The organism is Hwangdonia sp. (assembly GCF_048381975.1).
GTDB classification, from domain to species: Bacteria; Bacteroidota; Bacteroidia; order Flavobacteriales; family Flavobacteriaceae; genus Hwangdonia; species Hwangdonia seohaensis.
Genome location: NZ_JBLWYT010000002.1, coordinates 470,797 through 497,781, shown reverse-complemented (window position 1 = coordinate 497,781; position 26,985 = coordinate 470,797). Strand labels below are relative to the sequence as shown.

The window sequence follows — 26,985 nt, the reverse complement described above, 5'->3', positions numbered from 1 at the left end:
ATCATGCGAATTATTAAATTTCTAGGTTTAGCTCTTTTAATAAGCTTAACATCCTGCAAAGCACAATACCCAGATCTTGAAGATGGTATGTATGCTGAATTTATTACCACAAAAGGTGTTATGGTGGCCAAATTAGACCACCAAAAAGTACCCGTAACGGTGGCCAATTTTGTATCGTTGGCAGAAGGCACAAACACTATGGTTGATAGTATTTACAAAGGAAAAAAATATTATAATGGTCTCATTTTTCATCGTGTTAAAAATAACTTTATGATTCAAGGTGGCGACCCTTTAGGCAACGGCAGAGGAAACCCGGGTTATAAATTTAACGATGAGTTTCATCCGGATTTAAAACACGATAAACTCGGAATTTTATCCATGGCCAATTCGGGTCCAAATTCAAACGGCAGTCAGTTTTTTATAACCGAAGTGCCTAAACCAAACTTAGATAATGTCCATAGTGTTTTTGGCGAGTTGGTATTGGGATTGGATGTGCTCGACACGATTTCGAATGTAAAAGTGGACTCCAGAGACAAACCAATCAAAAATGTGGTTATTGAAGAGTTGAACATAATTAGAAAAGGGAAAGACGTCAAAAAATTTGACGCTCCAAAGATTTTCGTCAGTCATTTTGCCGAAGTAGACCGTTTGGAAAAAGAGAAAGCAGCAAAAGCCGAAGCCATTTTAAAAGCTACCAACGAAAAGTTTAACAAACAGAAAACCGAAGCCATTACCTTACCTTCGGGCCTGCAATACTTCATTACCGAAAAAGGGCAGGGAGAAAAGCTGAACGAAACCAACAAGGTTTTAACACATTATGCCGTATATTTTGAAAACGGAAAACTGCTTGAAACCAGCAGTTTAAAAATCGCAGAAGCATTGGATGTGGTTAACGAAAAACGCAAGCTTGCCGATAAATACGAACCCATTACTGCCGATTTAAGTCCGGACGCACGAATGATTTCGGGCTTTAAGGAAGGTTTGCAGCAATTAAACGTGGGCGATAAAGCGACCTTATTTATTCCGTATCATTTAGCTTATGGCGAATCGGGAAACCGAGGTATTCCGCCAAAATCCAATATCATTTTTGAAGTTGAAATCTTGGAAATTGTTAAATAACAACAAATGAGTTTCAAACCGTACAGCAAATCTTATCTTTACGCCGAAAAACAAAACCTATGTATTTTTTAAAATTTGATTGGAACCCCGTAACGGGAATAGATATAGTTGGCAATTTTAAACTTCATTTTTACAGCCTTATGTGGGTTTTTGCATTTGTGGCCGGTTGGTATATTATGAAGCGTATTTTTACCAAGGAAAAGGTGTCGCTTACCTATTTGGATCCCTTATTTATTTACACCGTTTTAGCAACCATGCTCGGTGCGCGTTTAGGGCACGTTTTGTTTTATCAATCGGAATTGATAACCGAAGATTTTTTCAGTATTTTTCTGCCTTTTAAATTTAAAGGCGGCTTTGAGTTTACTGGTTTTCAAGGTCTTGCAAGCCATGGCGCCGCTGTTGGTATAATTATAGGTATGTATTTGTATCGTAAAAAATACAACTATAAATCTTTGCTTTGGATTTTAGACCGTGTGGTTATATCTGTAGCATCCGGTGCGGTTTTTATCAGAATTGGAAATTTTATTAATTCCGAAATTATCGGAAAAGTAACCGATTCCAGTTTGGGTGTTCGGTTTATTCAAGATCAATATTACAAGGGTCAAATCACACAGCTTACCGGTATAAAAGATGTGCAAAAAGCCTATGAAGCGGTAACCGATAATCCACAATTTGCTGAGTTGTTGGAAGCGGTCCCTTACAGACATCCCGCGCAATTGTACGAAGCATTTTGCTATGTTTTTGTGTTTTTAATATTATGGTATTTCTATTCGAAAACCGCTAAAAAAGAACAAACGGGTTTTCTTTTCGGACTGTTTTTAATTTTACTTTGGACGATTCGTTTTTTTATCGAACGCTTTAAAGAACCACAAGGCGATGAATACATCAACTGGTTTGGCTTAAATACAGGGCAATGGCTAAGTATCCCGTTTATACTCATCGGGCTGTATTTTATGTTTATTTACAAACCAAAAACAGCTACTAAATAACATGTCATTTAAGTATTTAAAATTAGTTGTATTTCTGCTAATTACAATAAGTATATCGTCTTGTAAAAAAGACAAAAAAGTTATAAAACAAACTGAGATTAGCTTTACTAAAGAAGGCGAACTCACCCTATTTAAAACCACGACGGACTCTACAAAAGTGCTTATTGATATTGAAATTGCCGATACCGATTACGACATCCAAACCGGTTTAATGTACCGCAATTCCATGGAAGACAACCAAGGCATGTTGTTTGTTTTTGATGATGTTACAGAGCGTTCTTTTTACATGAAGAACACCAAAATTCCATTGGATTTAATTTTTATAGACGGGAACAACACTATTGTAAGTTTTCAAAAAAACGCAAAACCTTTTGACGAAAGTTCGTTGCCATCAAACGCACCGGCAAAATATGTTTTAGAGATTAATGCGGGTTTGGTTGACACTTGGAAGCTATCCGTTGGAGATAGCATGAGTTTTGTTGACTAACCCACTCTTTTAAAAATATGTATATTTATAGGAGATTTAGGCCTTAAAAATATGCAAATTGTTCCCGTTTTACCTTCGCAGAATATTGATAGAGATGTTGCTTGGTACTTAAGGCATGTAGGTTTTGAACTGGTACACAAAGACAGCATGTATGCTGTTTTGAAACGAGATAAACTCTATATGCATTTACAGTGGCATGCCGATACGGACGACGACCCATTACTAGGTGGTTCGGTTATTAAAATATTTGTAAAAAGCATCAAATCCTTTTTTGAAGAATTTGTAAAACGTGGCACAGTAAACCAAGATAAATTACGACTTAAAACCGATTGGAATACCAATGAATTTGGTTTTTACGATTTGAATAAAAACGCCATATTTTTTGTTGAAGATGTAGCATAATAGCTTTATAGAAGTTTAAATTTATAATAAAGACAGCATGAAAACAACACCGGAACACAATGAACGGGTTGCAAAAATGAAATTTTCATCGGTTTATCCGCACTATATTTCAAAAGTTGAAAAAAAAGGCAGAACCAAAGAAGAGTTGCATCAAGTAATTGAGTGGCTCACGGGTTTTAATGATAAAATACTTGAAGAACTCATTGAAGAACAAGTAACTTTTGAAACCTTCTTTAACAGAGCAAAATTAAACCCCAATGCACCTCTTATAAAAGGTGTTATCTGTGGCTATCGCATAGAAGAAATTGAAAACCCCATAACCAAGCAAACTCGATATTTAGACAAATTGGTTGACGAGTTGGCAAGAGGCAGAAAGATGGAAAAGATTTTAAGAGCTGAATAGCCAATTCTTTACTGCTATGCAGTTCAAAACAAAAAAACCAAAGTTTTTAACTTTGGTTTTTTTGTTCATTTAAAGTACTTTGGTTTAATCCATCACACTAAATTACAACACATTATCCATAATATCTTTCACCACTTCTGGGTTTAGCAATGTAGACGTATCGCCTAAATTGTCAGTCTCTTTGCAGGCTATTTTTCTTAGGATTCGTCGCATAATTTTCCCCGATCGTGTTTTTGGCAAACCGCTAGTAAACTGAATTTTATCAAGTTTTGCAATAGGTCCGATATGCTCGGTTATGATTTGATTGATTTCTTTACGTAAGTTATCTTGGTCTCGACTTTCGCCTACATCCTTTAAAATAACATAGCCGTATAAAGCGTTTCCTTTAACATCGTGCGGGAAACCAACTATGGCCGATTCTGCTACTGCGGGATGCTCGTTTACGGCATCTTCAATTGGTGCGGTTCCTAAGTTGTGTCCAGATACTATAATAACATCATCTACTCTACCCGTAATTCTGTAATAGCCTACTTCGTCTCGCAAAGCGCCATCACCTGTAAAATATTTATTTTTATAGGCTGTAAAATAAGTGTCTTTATAACGCTGATGATTGCCCCAAATGGTACGCGCCATTGCTGGCCACGGAAACTTTATACACAGTCGTCCATCCACTTGATTCGCTTTTAATTCTTCACCTTCTTCATCCATTAAAGCAGGTTGAATTCCAATAAATGGCAATGTGGCATACGTGGGTTTGGTTGGTGTAACAAACGGAATTGGCGTAATCATAATACCACCTGTTTCGGTTTGCCACCAGGTATCCACTATGGGACTTTTCTTTTTTCCGATGTTATCATTGTACCAATGCCACGCTTCTTCGTTTATGGGCTCTCCCACTGACCCTAACACCTTAATAGATGATAAATCGTGTTTTTCTATAACCTCGGTACCTTGTTTAGCCAAAGCACGTATGGCTGTTGGCGCCGTATAAAACTGATTCACTTTGTGTTTTTCAACAATTTCCCAAAAGCGACCAAAATCCGGATAACTTGGTACACCTTCAAACATTAAGGTGGTTGCGCCATTTGCCAATGGGCCGTAAACAATGTAACTATGCCCTGTTATCCAACCAATGTCTGCCGTACACCAATACACATCATTTTCTCTATATTGAAACACGTTTTTAAACGTATAGGCCGTATAGACCATATAGCCTGCCGTTGTGTGCACCATGCCTTTAGGCTTGCCTGTAGAGCCCGATGTGTATAAAATAAACAAGGGGTCTTCGGCTTTCATCACTTCAATTTCGCAGGCGTTGGAAGCTTCGTCCAACAAAGGCTGTAACCATTTATCGCGACCCGCTTTCATTTGAATATCGGAGTGAATTCGTTTTGCAACCAATACGGTTTTTACGCCTGGGCAACTTCCCAAGGCTTCGTCTACAATACCTTTTAAATCAATGGTTTTTGCACCGCGATAAGTACCATCGCTAGTTACCACCATTTTACAGTCGCTATCATTAATTCTTGTTGATAACGCTGTAGCGGAAAACCCAGCAAATACTACCGAATGTATTGCGCCAATTCTGGCACAGGCCAAAATGGATATGGCCAACTCGGGAATCATAGGTAAATAAATACAAACCCGATCACCTTTGGTAATGCCTTGGCTTTTTAATACATTGGCAAACTTGTTAACACGCTCGTGCAGTTGTTTGTAAGTAATATGTTCTGCCGGTTCTTTGGGGTCGTTGGGCTCGAACAAAATAGCGGTTTTTTCGCCTCGTGTTGCCAAATGCCTATCGATGCAATTTTCGGTAATGTTAAGCTCTGCGCCTTCATACCATTTTACTTCGGGTTTGTTAAAATCCCAACTTAATACGTTATCCCATTTTTTTTGCCACATAAAATGCTCTTCGGCTACTTCTTCCCAAAAATTTTCGGGCTCGCGAACAGATTTCCTATAAACTTGATAGTATTCTTCTAAGTGTTTTATATGGTAATTACTCATGCTTATTTAATGATTTTATTAGTGTTTAGTTCAAATATACATTAATACTTCCATCTTACAAAGGCTTCCATTGCCGCGTAGTGTGCCAAACCTAACTCGTCGTACAGACCAGCTGTTTCACTGTTTCGGTCTTCGGCACGTTGCCAAAATTCTCTACTATCAGACCCTTGGAATACCACACCATCTTTTTGCGATTGGTGCTTAAAAATACCTTTTCTTTTCTCAAGAACCTGGTCTGGTCCCATTGGCACAGCCATTTCTATTTCATCGATACCCCATTCTTGCCATGCACCTCGGTACAACCATACCCAACAATCTTTCATGAATTTTTTAGGTTTTAGGTTTTTAACGGCTGCAAAAACGGCATCTAAACACACTTTGTGTGTCCCGTGTGGATCGGCCAAATCGCCTGCGGCATATACTTGATGTGGTTTAACTTTCTCGATTAGGTCCATGGTTATTTTAATATCTTCCTCACCTAACGGATTTTTTTCAATGGTACCTGTTTCGTAAAACGGTAATTCCATAAAATGGATTTGCTCATCTGGAATACCTACAAAATGACAAGTTGCTCGCGCTTCTCCTTTTCTAATTAATCCCTTTATATATCTAACTTCTTCGGTATCGATTTCACTTGATTTTTTATTTTTCAGAAAAGTAACCGCTCTTTTATAAATATCTTCGGCTTCGGTACTTTCAATGCCAAATCTCTCATTGTAATCGCAAACAAAACTTGCAAAACGCAATGCTTCATCATCGGCAACCGCAATATTACCCGATGTTTGATAACCTACGTGCACCTCATGACCTTGTTCGTGCAACCTTTTAAAGGTTCCTCCCATACTAATGATATCATCGTCTGGATGTGGACTAAAAATGATAACACGTTTTTTAGCAGGTTCTGCACGTTCTGGTCGTTTGCTATCGTCTGCACCTGGTTTTCCACCTGGCCAACCTGTAATGGTATTTTGTAATTTATTGAATATTTTTATGTTGATATCATAAGCTGGTCCTGCATCGGCCAACAAATCACTCATACCGTTTTCAATATAATCTGCATCCGTTAGCATTAAAATAGGTTTCTTTAAATGAAGTGCTAAACTTAATACGGCTTTTCTGATAAGTCTATCGGTCCAAACAATTTTTTCAACCAACCACGGTGTATTGATTCTTGTTAGTTTTGATGATGCTGCTTTATCTAAAACAAAAGTGGCGTTGTTGTGTTCTTGCAAATAAGATGCCGGAACACGACTGGAAACTTCCTCTTCAGTTGAAGCTTTAATAATATTTGATTTTCGTTCTCCCCAAGCTAAAAGAATCACGCGTTTGGCTTCCATGATTTTTTTAACACCTATGGTAATGGCTGTTCTTGGTGTATTCTCTAAACCCTTAAAATCGCCACTTGCCGCAACTCTTGTAATATGGTCTAAAGCCACCAAACGTGTTTTGGAGTTTTGCAGGGATCCGGATTCGTTAAACCCGATATGACCGTTTCCACCAATACCCAATATTTGCAAATCTATGCCGCCAAACGCCTCTATTTTAGCTTCGTACTCGTCACAGTAACTCCTAATCTCTTCTTTGGGCAATGTGCCATCTGGGATATAGCAGTTTTCTGGCAATATATCTATATGGTCGAACAATTGTTCTTTCATAAAACGCACATAACTATTTACCGAATCGGGTTCCATAGGATAGTATTCATCTAAATTGAATGATACCACGTTTTTAAAACTCAAACCTTCTTCTTTGTGTAAACGCACCAATTCTGCATATAGCCCTTTTGGCGAAGACCCTGTGGCTAAACCTAGAATACAGGGTTGTTTTTGCGATTGTTTTACCCGAATAAGGTTTGCTATTTCTGTAGCAACTGCTTTTGATGCCGTAGCTGAATTTTCATAAACTACAGTACCAATATTTTCAAATCTTTTTTCGAAACCTGTTGCTTTGTCTATACTACTTTCTAACATTGTTCTGGTTTTAAGTTTTAATTATTGTTTTTTAATATATTTTCTAATACCCAAGTGGTATGAGCTCCTGTTTTCCCTGTTGATGGATGTGTTTTATTTTCAGTTAAATGGTTTTTTATATTTTGAACGTGAAACAATTGAATGTTTTCAGGGTTCTCAATAAACAGACTTTCTTTATGGTCTCCGTGCTCTAATTCTACAGGCACTTCACCAAAAACCGAAAAACTAATTTTTCCTTTTTCGCCATAAATTTGAACATGGTCTTCTCTCTTTTCCGTTCCAAAATTCCAACTGCCAGAACCGGTGATACCAGATTGGTGCATCCAACTTCCCGAAATGGCATCCATGGCGGTGTACAAACCTTGCTGATTTGTGGCAATACCTTCTGCACTTGTAATATCGCCCAACAAGTGCATAAATAAATCTATGCCATGGGATGCTAAATCATCAAAATAGCCTCCTTTTGCAATTTTTATATCGGTACGCCAATTGTATGTTTTGGCTATATCAATAGCGTTTGCCGGTTTACTTAAATGCCAATTTATGTGCCTTATCTCTCCAATTTTATTGTTCTCAATCCACGATTTAACTTGTTTAAACCTAGGAAGCGATCGCCTATAATAGGCTACAAATAAGGGTGTTTTTTTTGCTTCAAAAGCCTTATTTATCAATAAACACTCGTCAAAGGTTGGTGCCATTGGTTTTTCAATACAGCAAATTTTTTCTGCCTTAGCAACCTTCAATGCGTAATAGCAATGTGAGTCTGGTGGCGTTGCAATATATATGGCATCAATTTCGGGGTCGTTAATCAATTCATCTGCATTTGCATAAAACTTGGGAACGTTGTGCCTACTGGCATAATCCTTGGCCTTATCGACATTTCTGCGCATTACGGCTTGCAGTTCGAAACCCTCTACCTTTTGGTATGCTGGTCCACTTTTAAGCTCGGTAACGCTTCCGCATCCAATAATTCCCCATTTATAAACTCTACTCATGCTCCCCAAAAATCAATCTAAAAGTATATTATTTTGACGTCCAACTTTTAATTTTATGTCCCCAAATAGCAAAAAACAATATAATGGCATAACAAGGAATTAACACCCAATAACTGTCTGTTGCTGCTGTTGCGGCGGCATCTGCTTCTGCAATACCGCTAGTAATTAATTCGTGTTTATTGGCATCAACTATTCTACCGTATAAAGGTGGAATTATAGCTCCACCAGAAATTGCCATGATTAATAGGGCCGAAGCCGTTTTTGTAAACTTTCCTAAACCATCTAATGTTAATGGCCAAATAGCAGGCCAAACTAATGCGTTTGCAACACCTAAAGCGGCTACAAATAATACCGATGTAATTCCAGTGGTATTTAAAATACAGAAACTAAATATGATACCCAAAATAGCACTTGCTATTAACGCTGTTTTTTGCTTCACATATTTTGGAATTAAAAACACCCCTAAGGCATAGGTGGCTACCATAGCCATTAATGTATAAGTGGTAAAGAATTTAGCTTCTTCTCCAGTAAAACCTAAGGATATACCATAAGCGATAATGGTATCTCCGGCAATTACTTCCGCACCTACATAAACAAACAATGCTAGAACACCCAACCATAAATGTGGAAATTGAAAGATACTTGTTTTAGTGCTTTTTCCTACTGCGGTTTCATCTGCTTCATCGGCTTCAACATGTGGTAACGGTGCTTTTCTAATCAACACACCCAAAATAAATAACACCACAGCCATAACCACATACGGTGTAAAAACACTATCGGCCATAGTATCCAATAATTGTCCCTTTTCTTCAACGGATACGGTTCCTAACTTTTCTTTTACTTCGTCTATTCCAGACAATAAAATAGCACCAAATATTAAAGACCCCAAGGCTCCCGCTACTTTATTGGCAATACCCATAATAGCAATACGTTTTGCACCGCTTTCAATAGGTCCTAAAATAGTAATGTATGGATTCGCTGCTGTTTGTAAAATAGTCATTCCCATGCCTTGAATAAAAATAGCTACCAAAAACACCCAATATGTACGGGCTTCTGCTGCCGGAATAAATACCAAGGCACCAATTCCCATAATAATTAAACCAAGAGACATCCCTTTTCTGTACCCAATTTTAGTTAAAATATAGGATGCGGGTAAGGCCATAACCACGAACGATATGTACGATGCCGAGGCCACTAAGTAAGATTGCGCTTCGGTTAATTCGTTTATGGTTTTCATAAATGGAATTAAAGCACCGTTAATCCAGGTTACGAACCCAAAAATAAAGAAAAGTCCCGCTATTATTATAATAGGTACTAAAGTGTTGTTTGGTTTTGTGTTTTGCTCCATAATTATTGGTTGATTTAAGTATTATAGTTGATTAATTTTTTCCGTAAAACTTTGTATGAGCTTAAATTGATTTTTGGCGCGATCTAAATTATGCTCTGGGTATTTTGTTTTGTAATATATATCGTTGTTTAAATAATCGGTTAAAAACCTTAAAGCCATAATGAAAATCATGGTTTTTGCCGCTAAAGGCAAATATTTAAGCTCCGTTGGTGTTAGTGAAGATTTCATTTTTTTCAGAAATCCTTTGGTATAAGCTTTGTAATAATCAACATTAAACTCCACCAAATCCAAGTTGGTTTCATCTTCGGCAGCCGTATTACAAATGGTTCTTATGGCGTCTCCAAAATCATAATGCACAATTCCGGGCATAACCGTATCGGTATCGATAAGGCACAAACCTTTGTTTTTCTTGTTAAAAAGCGCGTTTGATATTTTTGTATCGTTATGGGTAACGCGTAGTTTTATAGCTCCGGATTCTTTTAATTTTTGAAGAATATGCATTTCTTCTTTTAAATCTTCAACCTGCTTAATATAATCTTTAGCTTTTTCCAATCTTTCATTTGAAGCTATTTTAAGAGCGTCTTCAAATTGCGAATAGCGAAAAGACATGTCGTGAAACTTAGGAATAACTTCGGTGAGTTTTGAAGCATCGAAATCGCTGGTAAGTGTTAAAAACTGACCCAATAACCTACCGCCTTGATAGGCAATATCATCGTTATCCACTATTTCATGCGTCACGCTTTTATCAATAAAATACATTAAATTCCAATAATTGCCTTCTTCATCTCGGTAATAAGATTCACCCGATTTGGTTTGTGCAAACGCCAATACGCGGCGCTTTTGCTTTTTTACGGACAGGTTTTTTAGTTTTTCTTGAATATGCTTACTAACCGCTACCTTATTTTCAATTAACCCAGGAACATCTTTAAAAACCCCATGATTGATGCGTTGTAGCACAAAATGGGGTTTCTTTTTTGTTTTAATTAAATAGGTATCGTTTATATGCCCTGAAGCTAATTCTTGATAGGATTCGAACTCGCCTTGGTGTTCAAATTGACCGAAAATAAATTTTAATTTTTCTGTTAACATCTACCAAAGTTTAGTTGGATAAACACCTTGTTCCTTTAAGTCTTTTATTGCTTTTTCAACAATTTCCTTGTCTTCTTTATAAGTTACCCCAAACCATTTGGCATCAGATTTTAAAACTTCAACAGTGGCTTTTCCGGATTTTAGTATCTCATTTACAATAGACGGTATATAAAATTCTGCTTTTATATTAGTTTTATTGGCCTCTAAAAATTCTTCAAACAACCGATTTCCGAAGTTAAAACATTTAGGCGTAAATCCCCAAAAATTCATGGAAACAATTGTGTTTTCGTCAATAGAAATAAAATTCCCATCTTCATCTTTTCGCATTAACTTACCATCAATTTTTTCAATGTGGGTGCGCTCGGTTACATCGGTTAAAAACCCGTTTTCATTTACTTCGCACTCCCCTCTTGACACATAACCATGCTCTGAAACCGTGTTTTTCAACAAGTAAGCCATGGTATTAAACTGGTAAGATTCTTTATCCTTTGTCATTAAGGAGTTTGCCATCACCTCAAAAGCTTCCTTTCCGTAAAAATCGTCGCCATTTATAATGGCAAAGTTTTCATTAACAACATCTTTTGCCATTAAAAGTGCATGTCCGGTGCCCCATGGTTTTACGCGCTCGGGGTTAATATATTTTTCAGGAACACTGTCAAGTTCTTGGTAAACATAAACTACTTCGGCTTTCCCTTCCAGTTTTTTGTTGAAGATGTCCTTAAAGTCTTTTTCGAAACGTTTTCTGATAATAAAAACAAATTTTCCAAATCCCGCTTGAAGCGCGTCGTAAATTGAAAAATCGATAATGGTATCGCCTTCGGGTGTAAACGTATCCATCTGTTTTAAACCGCCGTAGCGGCTCCCCATGCCCGCGGCCAAAATTACAAGTGTTGGTTTTTCCATCTTATATATTTATGTTTTTAAGCCTGATTTTTGTTGAACGGAAACAATTTAACACGCGTTATATTCTGTTTTTCACGCCTTTAACCCTTACAAAACATTGCCTAAAGGAAACAAACTTACAGATTAATTTGCCAATAAAAAAGGAAATATATAAAAAATGTGTTCGAACACATTGATATTTTAATCTATATTTTATATATATTTGTGATAGATGAAAAAATACACCATAAAAGATATTGCCGAATTAGCTGGAGTATCTAAAGGCACTGTAGATAGAGTAATCCATAAACGCGGTAAAGTTTCGCCGGCGGCTTTGGAAAAGGTTACCAAGTTGTTAGAAGAAATTGATTACCAACCAAACCTTATTGCCAGAAGTTTAAAGAATACCAAGAACTACCATATTTGCGTTATTCAACCCGACCCGAAAATCGACCCCTACTGGCAACCTTGTACAAATGGCGTAAACGATGCCATTAACGAGTATAATTCGTTTGGGATTACCATTGATTCTTATTATTTTGATCATACCGATACCCGATCCTTTTTGGAGGTCAACAAAACGGTTTTAAAACAATTGCCGGATGCGGTTTTAATAACCCCTGTTTTTCATAAAGAATCGATTGAGGTTATAAAAATATACAATGCCAACAATATTATTGTGAGCACGATTAACGACCCTTTAGAATTAAACGGCATTACCAATTATGTTGGACAGGATTTAATACAAAGCGGCCGTATTGCAGCGCGGCTTATGGAAATGATCGTTCCAAAAAACAGAACCATTTTAATTATTCACCTCGATGAAGTTTTTAACAACTCCATTCATATGCAACTAAAGGAAAAAGGGTTTAAAAATTATTTGGAGCGTTTGCAAAACAGCAAGTACAACTTAAAAACATGTAGTTTACAGCAAGCCGATTTAGACAAGAAATTACACGATTTATTGAAAAGGCCCAATGACATTTCAGGCATTTTTGTAACCACATCCAAAGTGTACAGCGTTGCCAAAATTGTTAAAGATTTTCCTGATTTAGATATAAAAATTATTGGTTACGATTTATTGGATGAAAACATAAAGTACTTAAAAAACAATGCCATAGATTTTTTAATAAACCAAAACCCCAAGCATCAAGCGTATCTTTGTATCACACAACTTGCTGAATATTTTCTGTTCGACAAAAAAATTCCCAGGCAGAAATTATTACCCATTGATATTATTAACTCTGAAAACTTTGATGGCTATACCCACAATTAATTCACATAAATTTTAAAACACCAAAAGACGACGGCGTGTGAAAATTGGGTTCTTCCGTTTGCGGGTTTACCCAAGTTATCCAAGTTGGTTCGTAGTTGCCATCAGCTTGTTTGTGGTATTTGGCACGATAGATTCCCGTTTCAATTTTTCCGTCTTTCACTAAATTAAATCGCTTTAATGAAGCCAGACTTATTGCACCTTCAACCGTAAAAAAGTTTTTTTCTTTATTGGATTTCACATTAATATCCTCTGATGGCCAATTCCAATAAAAATCAAAATCCTTATTGGGTTTAGCTATAAAATCCATAATTCTGGGGGTTGGGTCAATCTCCAAACAATAGTAGGGATTCAAGTTTTCATCAGCTCTAAAAAAAAGTTCCACACGATCGGAGTTGTTTATACTGTGATGCGTATCATCGGTTGAATCAACATAAATTTCAGCATCAAAAACCTTAAAGCAAAAGAATAAATGTTCGGTATTATAAAGGGCCCTAAATTCAATTTTATCAACACCCCTTTTATCCCAAGGCGAAATAAAATCAGTTAATACTTCGGCTTGTTCCCAAGCTTCGTCAAGGCCTTTTCCCGTGAGCCGTAATGTATTTCCTTTAATAGAATTTACTCGATAGGTCTTCAAAATCATTCGGTTATTTTAAGTTTATAAATATGACTTTTTTAATGCATCACCACTATGAAAAAATAATCGTTTTATTATTGTAAACCATTACTTTTCTTTTGGCATGCAATTTAACGGCGGTAGACAATACGATTTTTTCCAAATCGCGTCCTTTTGCAATTAAATCCTGTACGTTGTGGTCGTGCGAAACGTGCGCCACATCCTGCTCTATTATGGGGCCTGCATCCAATTCTTCGGTTACATAATGGCTGGTTGCCCCAATAATTTTCACACCGCGCTTATAAGCTGAATGATATGGTTTTGCGCCCACGAAAGCAGGCAGGAATGAATGGTGTATATTAATGATTTTACTCGGATATTTATCGATTAATTTATCCGAAACAATTTGCATATACCTTGCCAACACAATAAAATCGATGTTGTATTTTTCAAGCAATTGCAGTTGCTTTTCTTCGGCTTCGACTTTGGTATCCTTGGTTACGGGAATATGGTAAAACGGAATTTTAAAGTTATCGGCAATGGGTTTCAAATCGATGTGATTACTAACAATAAAAGGAATTTCCAAACCGAGTTCTCCAGAATTGTAACGCCCCAATAAATCATACAAACAATGGTCGTATTTAGATACAAATACCGCCATTTTCAGTTTTGCATCCGATGCATATATGCGCCATTTCATATTAAATTTTTCAGCTAAAACATCTTTAAATTGTGTTTTAAAATTTTCCATTGAAAAATCAGCGCTTTCAAATTCGCCTTCCAATCGCATAAAAAACGTATCCTGAACGCGATCTACATGCTGATCGATATAAACTATATTCCCGCCTTTATTCGCCACAAAAGAGGTAACGGTTGCTATAATGTTTGGTCGATCTTGGCAGTTGATTAAAATAATAACTTTTGCAGCTTTCATAAATTTTAAGCTTAGTCTTTTTGAATTAAAAACGCGTAAACACGTTACAATTCGTTTGTAAAATTGAATACAATAATAATAAATTGAATAGATTAAAGGACTAAAAATGAGGTGCAAAAATTCATTTTTGAAGAAACCTCATTAAATGTAAATTTTTAATGGTAAAATTTGACAAAAGCCGGATTTTAAGTCAAATATCCCATAGGTTTAGCGTCCGCTTAAATGCGCTTTTATATACTCGGTGGGCGAATAGTTTTTCGTTTTTTTAAATTGCCGGTTGAAGTTAGAAATATTATTGAAACCAGATTCAAAACATATTTCAGAAATACTGTACTTTTCTTCCATCAACAACTTACAGGCATAACCAATACGAACTTCGTTTAAGTATTCGCTAAAGGTTTTCCGATTTACGCGTTTAAAAACCCTGCTAAATGCGGTGGGATTCATACAGGCTATACTGGCTACATCTTCTAAAGTGATGCGCTCTTTAAAATTTTTAATAATGTACTCGTAAACCTCGGCTAAATTAGTTCGTCCTGTTTTTTTGAATGAATTTACAAATCCCATACTCGATAACAATTTGTAATCTTGATGATTTGCCAGTAAATTCAAGATTTTTAAAAAGGAAATGGTTTTATCGAAACCTTTTAAGTCCTCTAAATTTTTAATCCGTTTAATCGCCAAACTTAAATCTCCCAAAAACCTAACCCCGTATTGTGCATTTTCAAATAACTTTTTAATGGCGTTCATTTCCGGCATATTAAAAAATATTTCGCCTGCAAAATTTTCATTAAAATGAATGGCAATGGCTTGTGCCTCCAATTTAGAATCTTCTTTAAAATATTCTTTATCATTTAGCCACATGTGCGGTAAATTTTTACCGATCAAAACAATTTCCCCAACATTAAACTGCTCAATATTATCGCCAATAAAGCGGGTTCCGGTGCTTTTTAAAATGGTAACAAGCTCAAATTCTGGGTGGTAATGCCAAATTTTCAAAAAATTAGGGTAGCAATTATTACTAATCGAAAAAGAGGCGTTGCTCAATTTAGTACTTCTGTCTAATAAATGTAATTTCATTAACCCTCGATTTCTTAAATAAACACATAAATATTTGATGTGAAAATATAAAAACCGTTGGATTATAGCAAAGAAAGTATCAACAAAAGACAAAAAAATATTAATCGCGTAAATGGTTATTTGCACTTATACTCGACTAATAATCACGGAGTGAACCAGTTAGTTAAGAAACCAACTTAAAATCTTGTAAATTAAATTAAATGATTTTTAAAATCTTCTACTTTTTCACAACAAATTTGCTCCATAACCTGTTGCAATTGGGTTTTTAATAGCGATATGGTATGATCGCCGCCTTTTTTTCCTAAAGCAGCTACGCCATACATAAACGATCTTCCCATAAAGGTGAACTTAGCGCCGGAAGCTAAACTTCTTGCCACGTCGGGACCGGAACGAATGCCGCTATCCATCATCACTTCTATTTGCTGGCCGTATTTTTCGGCAATTCTTGTTAATGGTTTTATGGTAGATTCTCCCGCATCCAATTGCCTGCCACCATGGTTGGACACAATAATACCGTCCAATCCAAGGTTTATGGCGCGTTCGGCATCAAGCTCGTTGGCCACACCTTTTAATACCAATTTGCCTTTCCACATATCTCTAATTGGTTTTATTTTTTCTTCGTTTAACCTACCCGAAAATGTGTCGTCCATAAATTTTCCCAACTGTTTTAAATCAAGGTTTTTAGGCATATATGGCTTTAAGGTTTCAAAATTTGGTTGCCCATGTTTTAGGGTTTGAAACGCCCAATTTGGTTTCCCTAAAATTTGCAACATATTGTTAATAGACATTTTTGGTGGCATAGCTAAGCCATTTCGTATGTCTCGTGGTCTAAAACCAAAGGTTGGCACATCGCATAAAATAACCAAAGTATCGTAGCCTGAGGTTTCGCATCTTTTTAAAATATCGTCCCTTAGCTCATTTTTAGCTGGGTGATATAATTGAAACCAAGCTTTGCCTTCGGTCAATTCAGAAATACGCTCAATGCTACTGGTTGTTACCGTGCTTAAAATAAACGGTATATTATGCTTGAAAGCGGCCTTTGCCAATATTTCCGGTGCATTTGGCCACATTAAACCTTGCAATCCAACAGGAGCAATACCAAATGGCGCATCGTATTCATGACCAAACAAAGTGGTTTTCATGCTAGACGCCGTGTGTTTACTGAGATATTCGGGCAGCAATTCTACCTCGCGTATCTCAGCAGTATTTTTATAGAGATTTATATCTTCATTACAACCGCCGTCCAAATAATCAAAAGCGAATTTTGGAATCCTTTGTTTGGCACGGGTTCTTAAATCTTCAATAGATGGGTATTTGGTATTGAAACTCACAACAGTTACATATTAGTTTTATTATTTTTCGAAGGTGTGTTTGGCATAGTTTAATTCTAAAGCATCGTACCTGTCTTTAAAAGTATTTAAACGTGCACTGAAATCTTCCCAATCCCTGTTTTCTTTTGATGACCAAACGACTTCAGAAAGCGCAGACATACGTGGCAAAATCATATATTCCACGTAATCGGTAGTCTTCATGTACTCTGACCATACATTTCCTTGTGCGCCTAAAATATATTGGTGCTCGTCTTCACTTAACTCTTTTGGGGTTGGCTCGTATGCATACACATCGGCAACCGTGGTTTTTCCACCAATGGCCAAAGGTTCGTTGTCCTTATCTTCAGTTTGGTAATGGTCGAAATAACAGGAGTGCCCCGGCGTCATAATAACGTCATGCTTTTGTTTTGCCGCTTCAATGCCACCTTGTGTTCCTCGCCACGACATAACGGTTGCGTTTGGCGCTAAACCGCCTTCTAAAATCTCATCCCAGCCAATTATTTTTTTTCCTTTAGAATTCAAATATTTTTCAATGCGCGTGATAAAGTAGCTTTGCAATTCATGCTCGTCTTTTAAGCCTTCGTTTTTGATTCTTTTTTGGCAATTCGGACATCTTTCCCAGTTTGCTTTTGGGCACTCGTCGCCTCCAATATGGATATAAGTTGAAGGGAATAACGGAATTACCTCATCTAAAACATCTTGTAAAAAAGCAAAGGTTTCTTCTTTCCCTGCACAATATACATCTGGAAAAACACCCCAGGTTTCTTGTACGATTTTTGGGGTTCCGGCCGCTTGAATCTCTTTTCCTTTTTCCGAGCCCATATCATTGGTAACCTTGGTTGGCTCATCTGGGAAACAACTTAAATACGGATAAGCGGCAATGGCTGCGCTACTATGTCCGGGCAACTCGATTTCTGGGATTACAGTAACGTGTTTTTTTGTGGCATAAGCTACAATATCCTTAACATCGTCTTGGGTGTAAAAACCGCCGTATTTTTCCTGATCGTTTGCCGTTCCCGGGTGGTGGCCAACTATGGTGCCGTTTCTCCACGCTCCTATTTCTGTAAGTTTTGGATATTTTTTAATTTCAATACGCCAACCTTGGTCTTCGGTTAAATGCCAATGAAACGTATTCATTTTATGCATTGCGATTAAGTCGATATACTTTTTTATAAAATCTACGGGGTAAAAATGGCGTGCCACATCTAAGTGCATACCTCTGTATTGGTATCTCGGATTATCGGTAATTGACACAGCAGGAATGGTTAATTCCTTTAGGCTGCCATTTGCCAATTCGATGCTTGACGGCATGAGTTGCCTTAAGGTTTGAATACCATAAAATACGCCTTTTGTGTTTTTACCGGCTATTTCGATGTTATCGAACGCTACATTTAAGGTGTAACCTTCATCGTTTTCGATGGAATCATCTAATTTAAGAGTAATGTTTCCGGAACCTTCAGTTGAAAAATTAACGGTTGCTCCCGTTGCAGCACTTAACATGCCTGCTAAAAATTCACCTTCATTCTTCAATGCTTCACTTCCTACGATTTTAGTATTTCCATCTACCAAAAACTTACCTGATAATATGTCTAGTTTTAACGGTTTTGGTATAACTTGATAATCTGCTTCGGTGTTTGCCACATCCTTGTATTTATTGGTACAGGAAAAGCTTAATAAGCAAATAAGTGCAATAATTGAAATCCTCATTGTATGTAATTTAATTGTTATTTATAGTTGATATATTTTTTCCATTAAAAGCCATTTTTCACCTGCTTTTGCAGTTGGTAAGGCTTGTTGGTAGGTCCACATTAAAGCTTCCCATTCTTGTACTTTTGGGTTGTTGGCATCCATTTTAGATTTCTTTTCGAATGAAAAAGAAGCGTTCACTTCCATAATCATAAACAAACGGTTGGCAACGCAGTAAATCTCTAACACTTCAATACCCGAATTTTTGATACTTGCCGTAATTTCTGGCCAAATTTTTTCGTGATATTTTTTATATTCTGCGATCAGTTCATCATCATCAATCAAGTCTAAAGCAAAACAATGGCGTTTTAGGTTTTTCATTTTATACTATGCTGAATGTAAAACATCGTCTGTGGCTTCATGTTTCTTAAAAACCCTTAAACCGTACCACGCGATATAAACAAAGCATAGCAATGGTAAAATGAATGAGAAATTAACTTCTGAAACCCCAATAATTTGAGTGTCTGCAACACCGTTCCCGCCGGCATCAATAATCATACCTTGTAATTTAGGCATTAAGGCGCCACCAACAATGGCCATAATTAATCCCGCTGAACCTACTTTGGATTGTTCTTCGGTTAAATCCCCCAAGGCAATACCGTAAATAGTTGGGAACATTAACGACATGCAAAACGACACGCCGACTAAACTGTATAAACCAAAAATACCTTTTATGAAAATGGTGCCCAAAACAAAAACGATGGCTAATAAAGCGAAATACATTAACAGTTTGCCTGAACTCATAAACCTGAGCATATATGTGCCAACGGCTCGTCCAATGGTGAATATTACGAACGCTGCCATTTGATAGTAGCCTGCCGTAACGCTATCCATTCCAATGGCTTCGGCGTATTGGTAAATGTAGGTCCAACACATAATTTGAGCACCTACATATAAAATTTGCGCAAGTACACCAAGTACGTATTTCTTGTTTTTTGCCAAAGTTGCGAAGGTATCGCCAATACTGGGCATACCGCCTTCGTCTTTTGATTGCGGCATTTTGCTAACTACAAACAACACAAAAACGCCAATAAGCACCAAGCCTAAAATAACATACGGATTACGTATAACCAATAAATCGGATGTTTTTATCAACACTTTTGAAGCTTCATCTAAAGCGCTAAAATCTGTAATATCATCCGATTGTAAATTTTTTAAAATGAATTGCTGTGCAACAAATAAACCGGCAATTAATCCCACGGGATTAAAAGCTTGCGCTAAATTTAAACGCTGTGTTGCGGTTTCTTTTGCGCCCATTGCCAATATGTATGGGTTTGCCGCGGTTTCTAAAAAAGCTAATCCAAAAGTTAAAATATATAATCCTAAACAGAAAAACATGAAACTCTCTGATTGTGCCGCTGGATAAAACAGTAATGCCCCGGTGGCGTACAAGGCTAAACCAATTAAAATCCCTACTTTATAAGAATACTTTCGCATAAACATGGCTGCTGGTAATGCCATACAAAAATAACCGCCATAAAATGCCATTTGCACCCAGGCCGCTTGCGAATTTGAAAGTTCCAATACCTTTTTAAACGCTTGCACCATAGGGTCGGTTACGGCATTCGCAAAACCCCAAAGGGCAAATAAAGAGGTTACTAAAATAAAAGGAATTAGCATCTTTTTAGACACTACAACAGGTTTTGATTGGCTCATTTTTTATTTTTTATTTGTGTTTGTAACGGGTAAAAATTACTGAACAATTTTAATCTTTTATATTTTTTTCGCTAAACAACTTATAATGCCCTATCTAAATGTGTATATCCGCCATCAACAAAAATTAATTGTCCGGTGGTATGACTCGATTTATCCGAAAGTAAAAAAACCGTTGTATTTGCTATTTCTTCGGCTGTTGTCATTCTATTTTCCAAAGGAATATGTTTGGTAATACTCTCTAATTTTTCCTCTGGATTATCAAATGTTTTAATCCATTTATCATATAAAGGTGTGTAACATTCGGCTACAATAATGGCGTTAACCCTAATGCTGTACGGCAACAACTCTACTGCCCATTCTCGGGTTAAAGCATTACGTCCGCCATTGGCTGCGGCATAACCCGATGTTCCGCCTTGTCCGGTAAACGAGGTTTTAGAGCCTATATTCACTATACTTCCCTTGCTTTTTTTCAACTCTGGTAAAGCATGGTGCGCAATAAGATAATAATGTACCAAATTACATTGTAACGATTTCATAAAATCTTCATAACTACCGTTTTCGAGACTTACACCATCGTTTACGCCGGCATTATTTACAACAGCGTCAATACGTCCGTATTTCTTCACAGCAACCTCAACAGCATTTTTACATTGTTCGGGATCGCTCAATTCTGCTATGGCATAATGCGCTTCCTTTCCCTCTGCATGAATTTTTTTTATAACCGCCTCAACACTTGATTTATTTCTACTAATTATTACAGGAATAGCACCTTCGGCAATTAAGGCTTCCGTAATTCCCAAACCAATGCCTTTTGAGCCGCCCGTAACAATAACAACTTTGTTTTTTAAGTTTAAATCCATTTTAGAATTTATATTGATGTAATCCGGTTTTTAACAATTATGTTTCCGCAAGGTAACAAATCTAATTTTTGATTGACCAAAAAGCCAATCTTTAAACAACCTAATTTGATACTTTTATTGCCTAATCATCAAAATAACCGGCAAAATGAACACTAATTTTATTGATTTGTTATGAATTACTTTACATATTATTTCACTCATTAAAAACTTCCATTATGGGTTGTCCTCTCCAAAAATCAGGGGCTTTTAAACCTAATAGATGAGTAATAGTTGCAGCTGTATCATAGGTAACAATACTGGAATTAAGCTTGCCTTTTGCCGATAAACCTTTACCGTAAACAATCCAAGGAATTTCGACCTCTAAAAGCGTTTTTCCACCGTGCCCCATACCAATACCTCCATGGTCCGAAGTGAATATAATGGCGGTGTCGTTTAATAGGTTATGTTCATCTAAAGTCTTAACAATCTCACCAATTAAATCATCTATCTTTTCCACGGCTTCGTAATATTCTGGGGTATCATGACCAATCTCATGGCCTTCATTATCCGGGTGTGTAAAATGAATAAAAGTCAATGCCGGTTTTTCGTTTACAATAAACTCTAAAGCGCTGTCTTTGGTTTCTTCATCAGATTTTCCATTAAAATCCAAATCCACCATATTTTTTTCAAAAAGATAGCCAATGCCTCCCCAAGTATAAGACACGCCTTTTTTAGCCTCGGGCATTTGCTCATCAATTAAACTAAAAATAGTGGGATAAATTTGTCCTTTGCCTATAATTCTTGATGGCAATTCCGGTGTTTTACTGCCCCATTCGGTATAACCGTGTAATTCTGGGCCCGAACCCATAATCATAGATGCCCAATTTACCGCACTAGACGATGGCAACACTGCTCTCGCGTTTAATGAGTACGACCCTGCTTCCATGAGTTTTCTCAGGTTAGGCACCTTAGCTTTTTTAAAGGCATAAGCACCAAAACCATCCGAACCAATTAATATGACATGTTTTACAAGAGGTTTGAGTTTTTCTTCTTGTGGTTTAGATTGGCAAGATGCTAATATAAATATGAGCGCTATTAATGTTGCTTGAATTTTTAAGATTGATTTCATGGTTTTATTTTAAAATAGATAATTTTTCATTTAACCAAATTTTTTCATTTTTTGGTAATTCAATGTCGACCGAAACACCATTATATGTTATGTTTTTTATTTGGTTTTCTTTTGATAACAAACCAACTTTTACAAGTTTTCCGTCTTTCCACTCGATATCAACTTCAATATTACCTCGAGCTTTTAAACCTGAAATTTTTCCTGTTTTCCAATTTTCCGGTAATGCGGGAAGAATTCTTAAAAAGGGTTCGTGCGATTGCATCAACAGTTCCGCAACACCCGCCGTAAACCCGAAGTTTCCATCAATTTGAAACGGCGGATGCTCATCAAACAAATTATCGGCGACAGATATTTGCATGAATTTTTTAATATTTTCCTGTGCGGATTTTGCATCCAGCAATCTTGCATTTAAATTGATCATCCAAGCTCGACTCCAGCCCGTGCCAGCACCACCATGTTGCAAACGGTAATCTATTGTTTTTTGGGCGGCTTCAAAGGCTTTAGCGTTGCTCTCCACAATTTTGTTTCCCGGATGCAAAGCATATAAATGCGACATGTGCCTATGCCCTTTTTCGGGTTCATCATAGGGTTCGTTCCATTCTAAAATTCTACCATGGTCGCCTATCACAATGCCAGGAAATAACCTTGCTCGTTTTAATCGAACTTCTTCAACAAAAGCATTTTCAATATTTAATATTTTAGAAGCTTCTAAAACATTATCAAAAGTCTCGGCTATAATTTGATGCCCCATAGCGCTTCCAAACGATACGGCACCCGAGTTTTCTTTATCGAAAAAATAAGAGTTTTCAGGTGATGTTTCTGGGCTTGAAACCCAATAATTCGTTTTAGGATCTTTCACCAACCAATCCAAATAAAACTCCGAAATCGATTTTAAAACAGGATAGGCTCTATGTTCTAAAAAATCTGCATCCTTTCTGTACAAATAATGCTCCCAATAATGTTGTGACGACCAACCGCCACCATGTACCCAAGACCCCCAATAAGGCTGTTCTGCCCGCATAAAAGCCGGTGCCCACAAATCGGTTGTATGATGCACCACAGCGCCACGTTGAATCCCATATTGCTTTTTGGCGGTTACTTTACCGCGTTCAACAACTTTATCTAAAAAATTAAAAAAGGGCTGATGCAGCTCGCTTAAATTGGTAACCTCAGCAGGCCAATAATTCATTTGCAGATTGATATTTAAATGATAATCGGCGTTCCAAGGTGCTTTAATATGCTCGTTCCAAATGCCCTGCAAGTTGGCAGGATTGGTGTTTTCCCTTGAAGAGGCAATTAACAAATACCGGCCGAATTTAAATAGTTTAGCGGCCAAATCCGGATCGTCTTCCCCTGCTTTAATTCGTTTTAATCGTTTATCGGTTGGTATGGAATCCAATGCTGTTCCGCCTAAATTAAATGCCACACGATTGTATAGTTTTTGATAGTCTTTTTGATGTCTTTTAAACAATTCATCAAACGATTTGTTTTCTATTGATGCTAAATTTTCAAGTGTTTTCTCTTTATAATTTTCGTGATAAAACGAGGTGTTGCAAACCAAATAAAGTATTGCCTTATTAACGTTTTTTAAAACCAGCTCACCATTCTCAACTGCAATAGAACCCGAATCGTTTTTAACTTTAAGCCTGGTTTCAAATTGCACGCCATAATCGATGGGAAAAGGTTTAGAGTTTTTCATTCCACCAAATTGGGTAACCATTCCAAGCATACTAATTTCACTGTTAGATGGGTTTGAGATTGCTACTGTTTCATGCCCGTTATCTTTTGGTCTATTAAGCTTTAGGTTTAAATTCAATCCCTCACTTGCGGTTGTACTGAGTTCAATCACCAGCGCATCATCAACAGCAGAAGCAAATACTTTTTGCGAATAAGTATCGCCTTCAGAAGTATAACTTACCGTTGCCAGGGCATCATCTAAATTTAAAGCGCGTCTATAATTTTCAACCTCTTTTTTTTGATGAAAGTCGATAAACAAATCGCCCATGGTTTGATGGGAGCGCACAATGGATTTCAAAGAGAATTTTTCAACGATTAACTTATCGCCTTCTTGAATATTTCCATTTTTTATTAATCGCCTTATTTCCTCTAAATCTTTCGAGTCTCCCTTAAAATCTTCCCAATCGGCAGCCCCGGGCCACATGGAATCTTCATTGAGTTGGATGCGCTCTTGGTTTGGATTACCAAAAACCATGGCGCCTAAACGTCCATTTCCAACGGGTAAAGCTTCCATCCATTTGGTTGCGGGTTGTTCGTACCACAACATATCTTTATGGTTCTGTTCTTTTTTTTGACAGGCTACTACTAATAATAAAATTAACGCGAATTTGAAATGTTTTAAAAAGCTCATGTGTTTTTTAGGTAGAATTATTTCATTATAAATTATAGAATTTAACAGCATTTAATCCAAATACTTTGGATTGCTCTTCTTTAGAAAAGTCTTTTACATAATTTTGAACGATATGCAATTGTTCTTGATATTGTGCAGCAAGTAAGCACACCGGCCAATCGGAACCATACAAAATCCTATTTATCCCAAAGGCATTAAACACCACATCTAAATAAGGGTTGAAATCTGAAACTTCCCAGTGTTTTAAATCGGCTTCGGTAACCATTCCCGAAACTTTACAAAACACATTTTGTGCTTTTGCCAATTCGGTCATTTTAGTTTTCCATTCCTCGATTTTACCTGATTTAATATAAGGTTTCGCTATGTGGTCTACCACAAATTTTTGATTGGGAAACTTATTCACTAAAGCTATAGCAGCTTCTATTTGGGGCGGAAATATTAAAATATCATAAGTTAAACTGAATGGCGCCAATTTGCCAATGCCATTTTGAAAATCTTTACCCAACATAAAATCATTTGCTTCGGCTTGTACAATATGGCGCACACCTTTAAATAGTGTGTTTTTTGAATAATGCGCCAATCGTTCCTCCACATTTTCGGCTCTTAAATCCAACCAACCCACAACGCCTTTAACGAATGTATTTTGAGCGGCACAATCTAATAAAAAATCGGTTTCGGTTTCGCTTTGATCGGCTTGAACCGCAATACAACCATCAATGTTGTTTTCGTTTAAAATAGGTTTTAAATCCTGTGGCAGAAAATCTCTGCGAATGATTTGCATCGAATCGTCAATCCAAGCATCCCGAACAGGGTCGAATTTCCAAAAGTGTTGATGTGCGTCTATTTTCATTAAATTACATTTTTATAAATTGATTCTAAATCCAGTTCATCTCCTTTTTCTTTTTGCATTTGAATTAAATCTTTAAAAAGCGATTTTATTTTAGTTGTATTCTCTGGTTTTGATGCGATATTCTCTAATTCCAGAGGGTCGTTTTCAAGATTATACAGCAACACTTGTTGTGATTTAGGATATAAAATTAATTTGTAGTTATTTTTTCTAATCATGCGCTGTGAACCTTTTTCGTAAACCCCATAAATACCATTATATTTACCTTGGGTTTGCTCGCCTTTAGCCAAATCTAAAAAACTATTAAACTCAATATATTCTGGTTTTTTAATTCCTGCAATATCTAAGGCCGTTGCCATAACATCCTGCAAATAAATATCGGTATCTATCTTTTTTCCTTTAGGAATATTGGGGCCGACTACCATTAAAGGCACCCTTATGCTATGGTCGTACATACTCTGTTTTCCCATAAGACCATGCTCCCCAACAGCTAGACCGTGATCGGAAGTAAAAAATATATATGTGTTTTCTTTTAGTCCTTTCTTTTTAAGAGTTTCCATAATATCTTTTATTTGGTCGTCTAAATGTGTGGTGATGGCATAATACTCTTGTCTGTTTACTTTTACGGCGTATTCGGTTCTTGGAAACGGCGCCAGTTTTTCGTCTCTTAAGTCTTTTCCAGCTCCTATAGTTTCTTTATGAGGGTATGTAGGCATATAACTTTGCGGCGTAGAAATACCAACTAACGGATACATATCTACGTACTTTTTTGGTGATTGCCGTGGGTCGTGTGGTGCATTAAAAGCAATGTACATAAAAAACGGATGCTCTTTTTTAGCGGCTTCATCTATAAAAGCTACGGCATCGTCTTTTACCAATTCGCTCAAGTGTTTTCCGTCTTTCCAATAGCCTCCAAACTCTTCTTTCCAGGGTTTCCATAAAGTATCGGTTGTACTTTGCGGGCGGTTGTAACCTTCGGGAGTATCAAATGGCATACCTCTAAGCACATACCCAACATGGTTAAAAATAGAATCTGGTTTGGCGTTAACATGCCATTTTCCTGTCATATAAGTTTCATAACCTTGCGTTTGCATTAATCTGGGCCAAGTTTTATCTAAATCTTGATTTTTAGAATAATTATCTGAAACCTGTTGCGCTCTCCAAACAGAACGCCCACTAATAATCATAGCTCTGGAAGCCACACAAATTGCGCCATTCCAACCTCCCATATTATAGGCATGCGTAAATGTGGTGCCGGAAGTTACCAACCCATCCATAGCGGGTGTTATAATTTCTTGGTTTCCCAAAGCGCGAACGGCTTTAAAACTCTGGTCGTCTGAAAACAAGAAAACGATGTTGGGTTTTTTAGTTGAACTAAGCCCTATCCGTTCTTGCTTCTCCTTGCAGCCAAAGAAAACCAGTAAAACCAATATTTTTAAAAGCGCCACTTGCCTAATCATCTTTTTAGA

Annotated in this window: 24 protein-coding genes; 6 read left to right on the top strand and 18 right to left on the bottom strand. The window is 36.9% G+C overall.

What is annotated here, in order from left to right; genetic code table 11:
- The first annotated feature begins 3 nt into the window (after window positions 1–3).
- The 5 genes from ACN5J7_RS06045 to ACN5J7_RS06025 are packed head-to-tail and all read left to right on the top strand — an operon-like array spanning window position 4 to window position 3,400.
- The gene (locus tag ACN5J7_RS06045) at window positions 4–1,119 is read left to right on the top strand and encodes a peptidylprolyl isomerase (RefSeq protein ID WP_418603202.1); all 1,116 of its coding nucleotides are present in this window, start codon (window positions 4–6) and stop codon (window positions 1,117–1,119) included.
- 59 nt (window positions 1,120–1,178) lie between these two features.
- Window positions 1,179–2,108 (top strand): prolipoprotein diacylglyceryl transferase, encoded by a 930-nt coding sequence (gene lgt / locus ACN5J7_RS06040; protein WP_418603201.1) that lies wholly within the window; start codon window positions 1,179–1,181, stop codon window positions 2,106–2,108.
- 1 nt (window position 2,109) lies between these two features.
- Entirely contained in the window at window positions 2,110–2,595 is a 486-nt protein-coding gene (locus tag ACN5J7_RS06035; protein WP_418603200.1) for a DUF192 domain-containing protein, read from the top strand.
- Between the two features lie 51 nt (window positions 2,596–2,646).
- Window positions 2,647–2,997: a glyoxalase/bleomycin resistance/extradiol dioxygenase family protein gene (locus ACN5J7_RS06030; RefSeq protein WP_418603199.1), complete on the top strand. Its 351-nt coding sequence runs from the start codon at window positions 2,647–2,649 to the stop codon at window positions 2,995–2,997.
- A gap of 37 nt (window positions 2,998–3,034) precedes the next feature.
- Window positions 3,035–3,400 (top strand): DUF2200 domain-containing protein, encoded by a 366-nt coding sequence (locus tag ACN5J7_RS06025; RefSeq protein ID WP_418603198.1) that lies wholly within the window; start codon window positions 3,035–3,037, stop codon window positions 3,398–3,400.
- A 102-nt stretch (window positions 3,401–3,502) separates the two neighbouring features.
- Here ACN5J7_RS06025 and acs read toward each other — a convergent pair whose 3' ends face one another.
- From acs to ACN5J7_RS05995, 6 genes are read right to left on the bottom strand one after another with little or no spacing between them, the layout of a single operon-like run.
- The gene (gene acs, locus ACN5J7_RS06020; RefSeq protein WP_418603197.1) at window positions 3,503–5,410 is read right to left on the bottom strand and encodes an acetate--CoA ligase; all 1,908 of its coding nucleotides are present in this window, start codon (window positions 5,408–5,410) and stop codon (window positions 3,503–3,505) included.
- 41 nt (window positions 5,411–5,451) lie between these two features.
- Window positions 5,452–7,380 carry a glucosamine-6-phosphate deaminase gene (gene nagB, locus ACN5J7_RS06015; RefSeq protein WP_418603196.1) on the bottom strand — a complete coding sequence of 643 codons (1,929 nt, stop codon included), beginning with the start codon at window positions 7,378–7,380 and terminating at the stop codon, window positions 5,452–5,454.
- 17 nt (window positions 7,381–7,397) lie between these two features.
- Window positions 7,398–8,375, bottom strand: a complete 978-nt coding sequence (locus ACN5J7_RS06010) for a Gfo/Idh/MocA family protein (RefSeq protein WP_418603195.1) — start codon at window positions 8,373–8,375, stop codon at window positions 7,398–7,400.
- 28 nt (window positions 8,376–8,403) lie between these two features.
- Window positions 8,404–9,723: a sugar MFS transporter gene (locus ACN5J7_RS06005; RefSeq protein WP_311942146.1), complete on the bottom strand. Its 1,320-nt coding sequence runs from the start codon at window positions 9,721–9,723 to the stop codon at window positions 8,404–8,406.
- 21 nt (window positions 9,724–9,744) lie between these two features.
- Window positions 9,745–10,812 (bottom strand): phosphotransferase enzyme family protein, encoded by a 1,068-nt coding sequence (locus ACN5J7_RS06000; RefSeq protein ID WP_418603194.1) that lies wholly within the window; start codon window positions 10,810–10,812, stop codon window positions 9,745–9,747.
- Window positions 10,813–11,715: a nucleotidyltransferase family protein gene (locus tag ACN5J7_RS05995; protein ID WP_418603193.1), complete on the bottom strand. Its 903-nt coding sequence runs from the start codon at window positions 11,713–11,715 to the stop codon at window positions 10,813–10,815. It lies immediately after the preceding gene.
- Between the two features lie 211 nt (window positions 11,716–11,926).
- Between ACN5J7_RS05995 and ACN5J7_RS05990 the strand changes: the two genes are divergently transcribed.
- A complete protein-coding gene (locus ACN5J7_RS05990; RefSeq protein ID WP_418603192.1) occupies window positions 11,927–12,970 on the top strand; it encodes a LacI family DNA-binding transcriptional regulator in 1,044 nt (347 codons plus the stop codon).
- A 1-nt stretch (window position 12,971) separates the two neighbouring features.
- On the opposite strand, the gene ACN5J7_RS05985 is transcribed toward ACN5J7_RS05990, so the two are convergent.
- The 12 genes from ACN5J7_RS05985 to ACN5J7_RS05930 all read right to left on the bottom strand — a co-directional run bounded on the left by ACN5J7_RS05985 (window position 12,972) and on the right by ACN5J7_RS05930 (window position 26,976).
- Entirely contained in the window at window positions 12,972–13,613 is a 642-nt protein-coding gene (locus ACN5J7_RS05985; RefSeq protein WP_418603191.1) for a sugar-binding protein, read from the bottom strand.
- 46 nt (window positions 13,614–13,659) lie between these two features.
- On the bottom strand, window positions 13,660–14,520 hold the full coding sequence (gene purU / locus ACN5J7_RS05980; RefSeq protein WP_418603190.1) for a formyltetrahydrofolate deformylase: 861 nt from the start codon (window positions 14,518–14,520) through the stop codon (window positions 13,660–13,662).
- A gap of 207 nt (window positions 14,521–14,727) precedes the next feature.
- On the bottom strand, window positions 14,728–15,600 hold the full coding sequence (locus ACN5J7_RS05975; RefSeq protein ID WP_418603189.1) for an AraC family transcriptional regulator: 873 nt from the start codon (window positions 15,598–15,600) through the stop codon (window positions 14,728–14,730).
- 191 nt (window positions 15,601–15,791) lie between these two features.
- Complete coding sequence (locus ACN5J7_RS05970) at window positions 15,792–16,931, bottom strand: alpha-hydroxy acid oxidase (RefSeq protein WP_418603188.1); 1,140 nt, start codon at window positions 16,929–16,931, stop codon at window positions 15,792–15,794.
- A gap of 21 nt (window positions 16,932–16,952) precedes the next feature.
- Window positions 16,953–18,638, bottom strand: a complete 1,686-nt coding sequence (locus ACN5J7_RS05965) for a beta-N-acetylhexosaminidase (RefSeq protein ID WP_311942120.1) — start codon at window positions 18,636–18,638, stop codon at window positions 16,953–16,955.
- A 21-nt stretch (window positions 18,639–18,659) separates the two neighbouring features.
- Window positions 18,660–18,998 (bottom strand): L-rhamnose mutarotase, encoded by a 339-nt coding sequence (locus ACN5J7_RS05960; protein WP_418603187.1) that lies wholly within the window; start codon window positions 18,996–18,998, stop codon window positions 18,660–18,662.
- A 6-nt stretch (window positions 18,999–19,004) separates the two neighbouring features.
- Window positions 19,005–20,333, bottom strand: a complete 1,329-nt coding sequence (gene fucP / locus ACN5J7_RS05955) for an L-fucose:H+ symporter permease (RefSeq protein WP_311942112.1) — start codon at window positions 20,331–20,333, stop codon at window positions 19,005–19,007.
- Between the two features lie 80 nt (window positions 20,334–20,413).
- On the bottom strand, window positions 20,414–21,193 hold the full coding sequence (locus ACN5J7_RS05950) for an SDR family oxidoreductase (protein WP_418603186.1): 780 nt from the start codon (window positions 21,191–21,193) through the stop codon (window positions 20,414–20,416).
- Window positions 21,194–21,386: 193 nt separating this feature from the next.
- Window positions 21,387–22,301, bottom strand: coding sequence for an alkaline phosphatase (locus tag ACN5J7_RS05945; protein ID WP_418603185.1), 915 nt, complete (start codon window positions 22,299–22,301; stop codon window positions 21,387–21,389).
- Window positions 22,302–22,305: 4 nt separating this feature from the next.
- Entirely contained in the window at window positions 22,306–24,669 is a 2,364-nt protein-coding gene (locus tag ACN5J7_RS05940) for a glycosyl hydrolase family 95 catalytic domain-containing protein (RefSeq protein ID WP_418603184.1), read from the bottom strand.
- Window positions 24,670–24,694: 25 nt separating this feature from the next.
- Window positions 24,695–25,519: an amidohydrolase family protein gene (locus ACN5J7_RS05935; protein ID WP_418603183.1), complete on the bottom strand. Its 825-nt coding sequence runs from the start codon at window positions 25,517–25,519 to the stop codon at window positions 24,695–24,697.
- Window positions 25,519–26,976, bottom strand: coding sequence for a sulfatase-like hydrolase/transferase (locus ACN5J7_RS05930; protein WP_418603182.1), 1,458 nt, complete (start codon window positions 26,974–26,976; stop codon window positions 25,519–25,521). The genes ACN5J7_RS05935 and ACN5J7_RS05930 overlap by 1 nt, the downstream gene beginning before the upstream one ends.
- Between the last annotated feature and the right edge of the window lie 9 nt (window positions 26,977–26,985).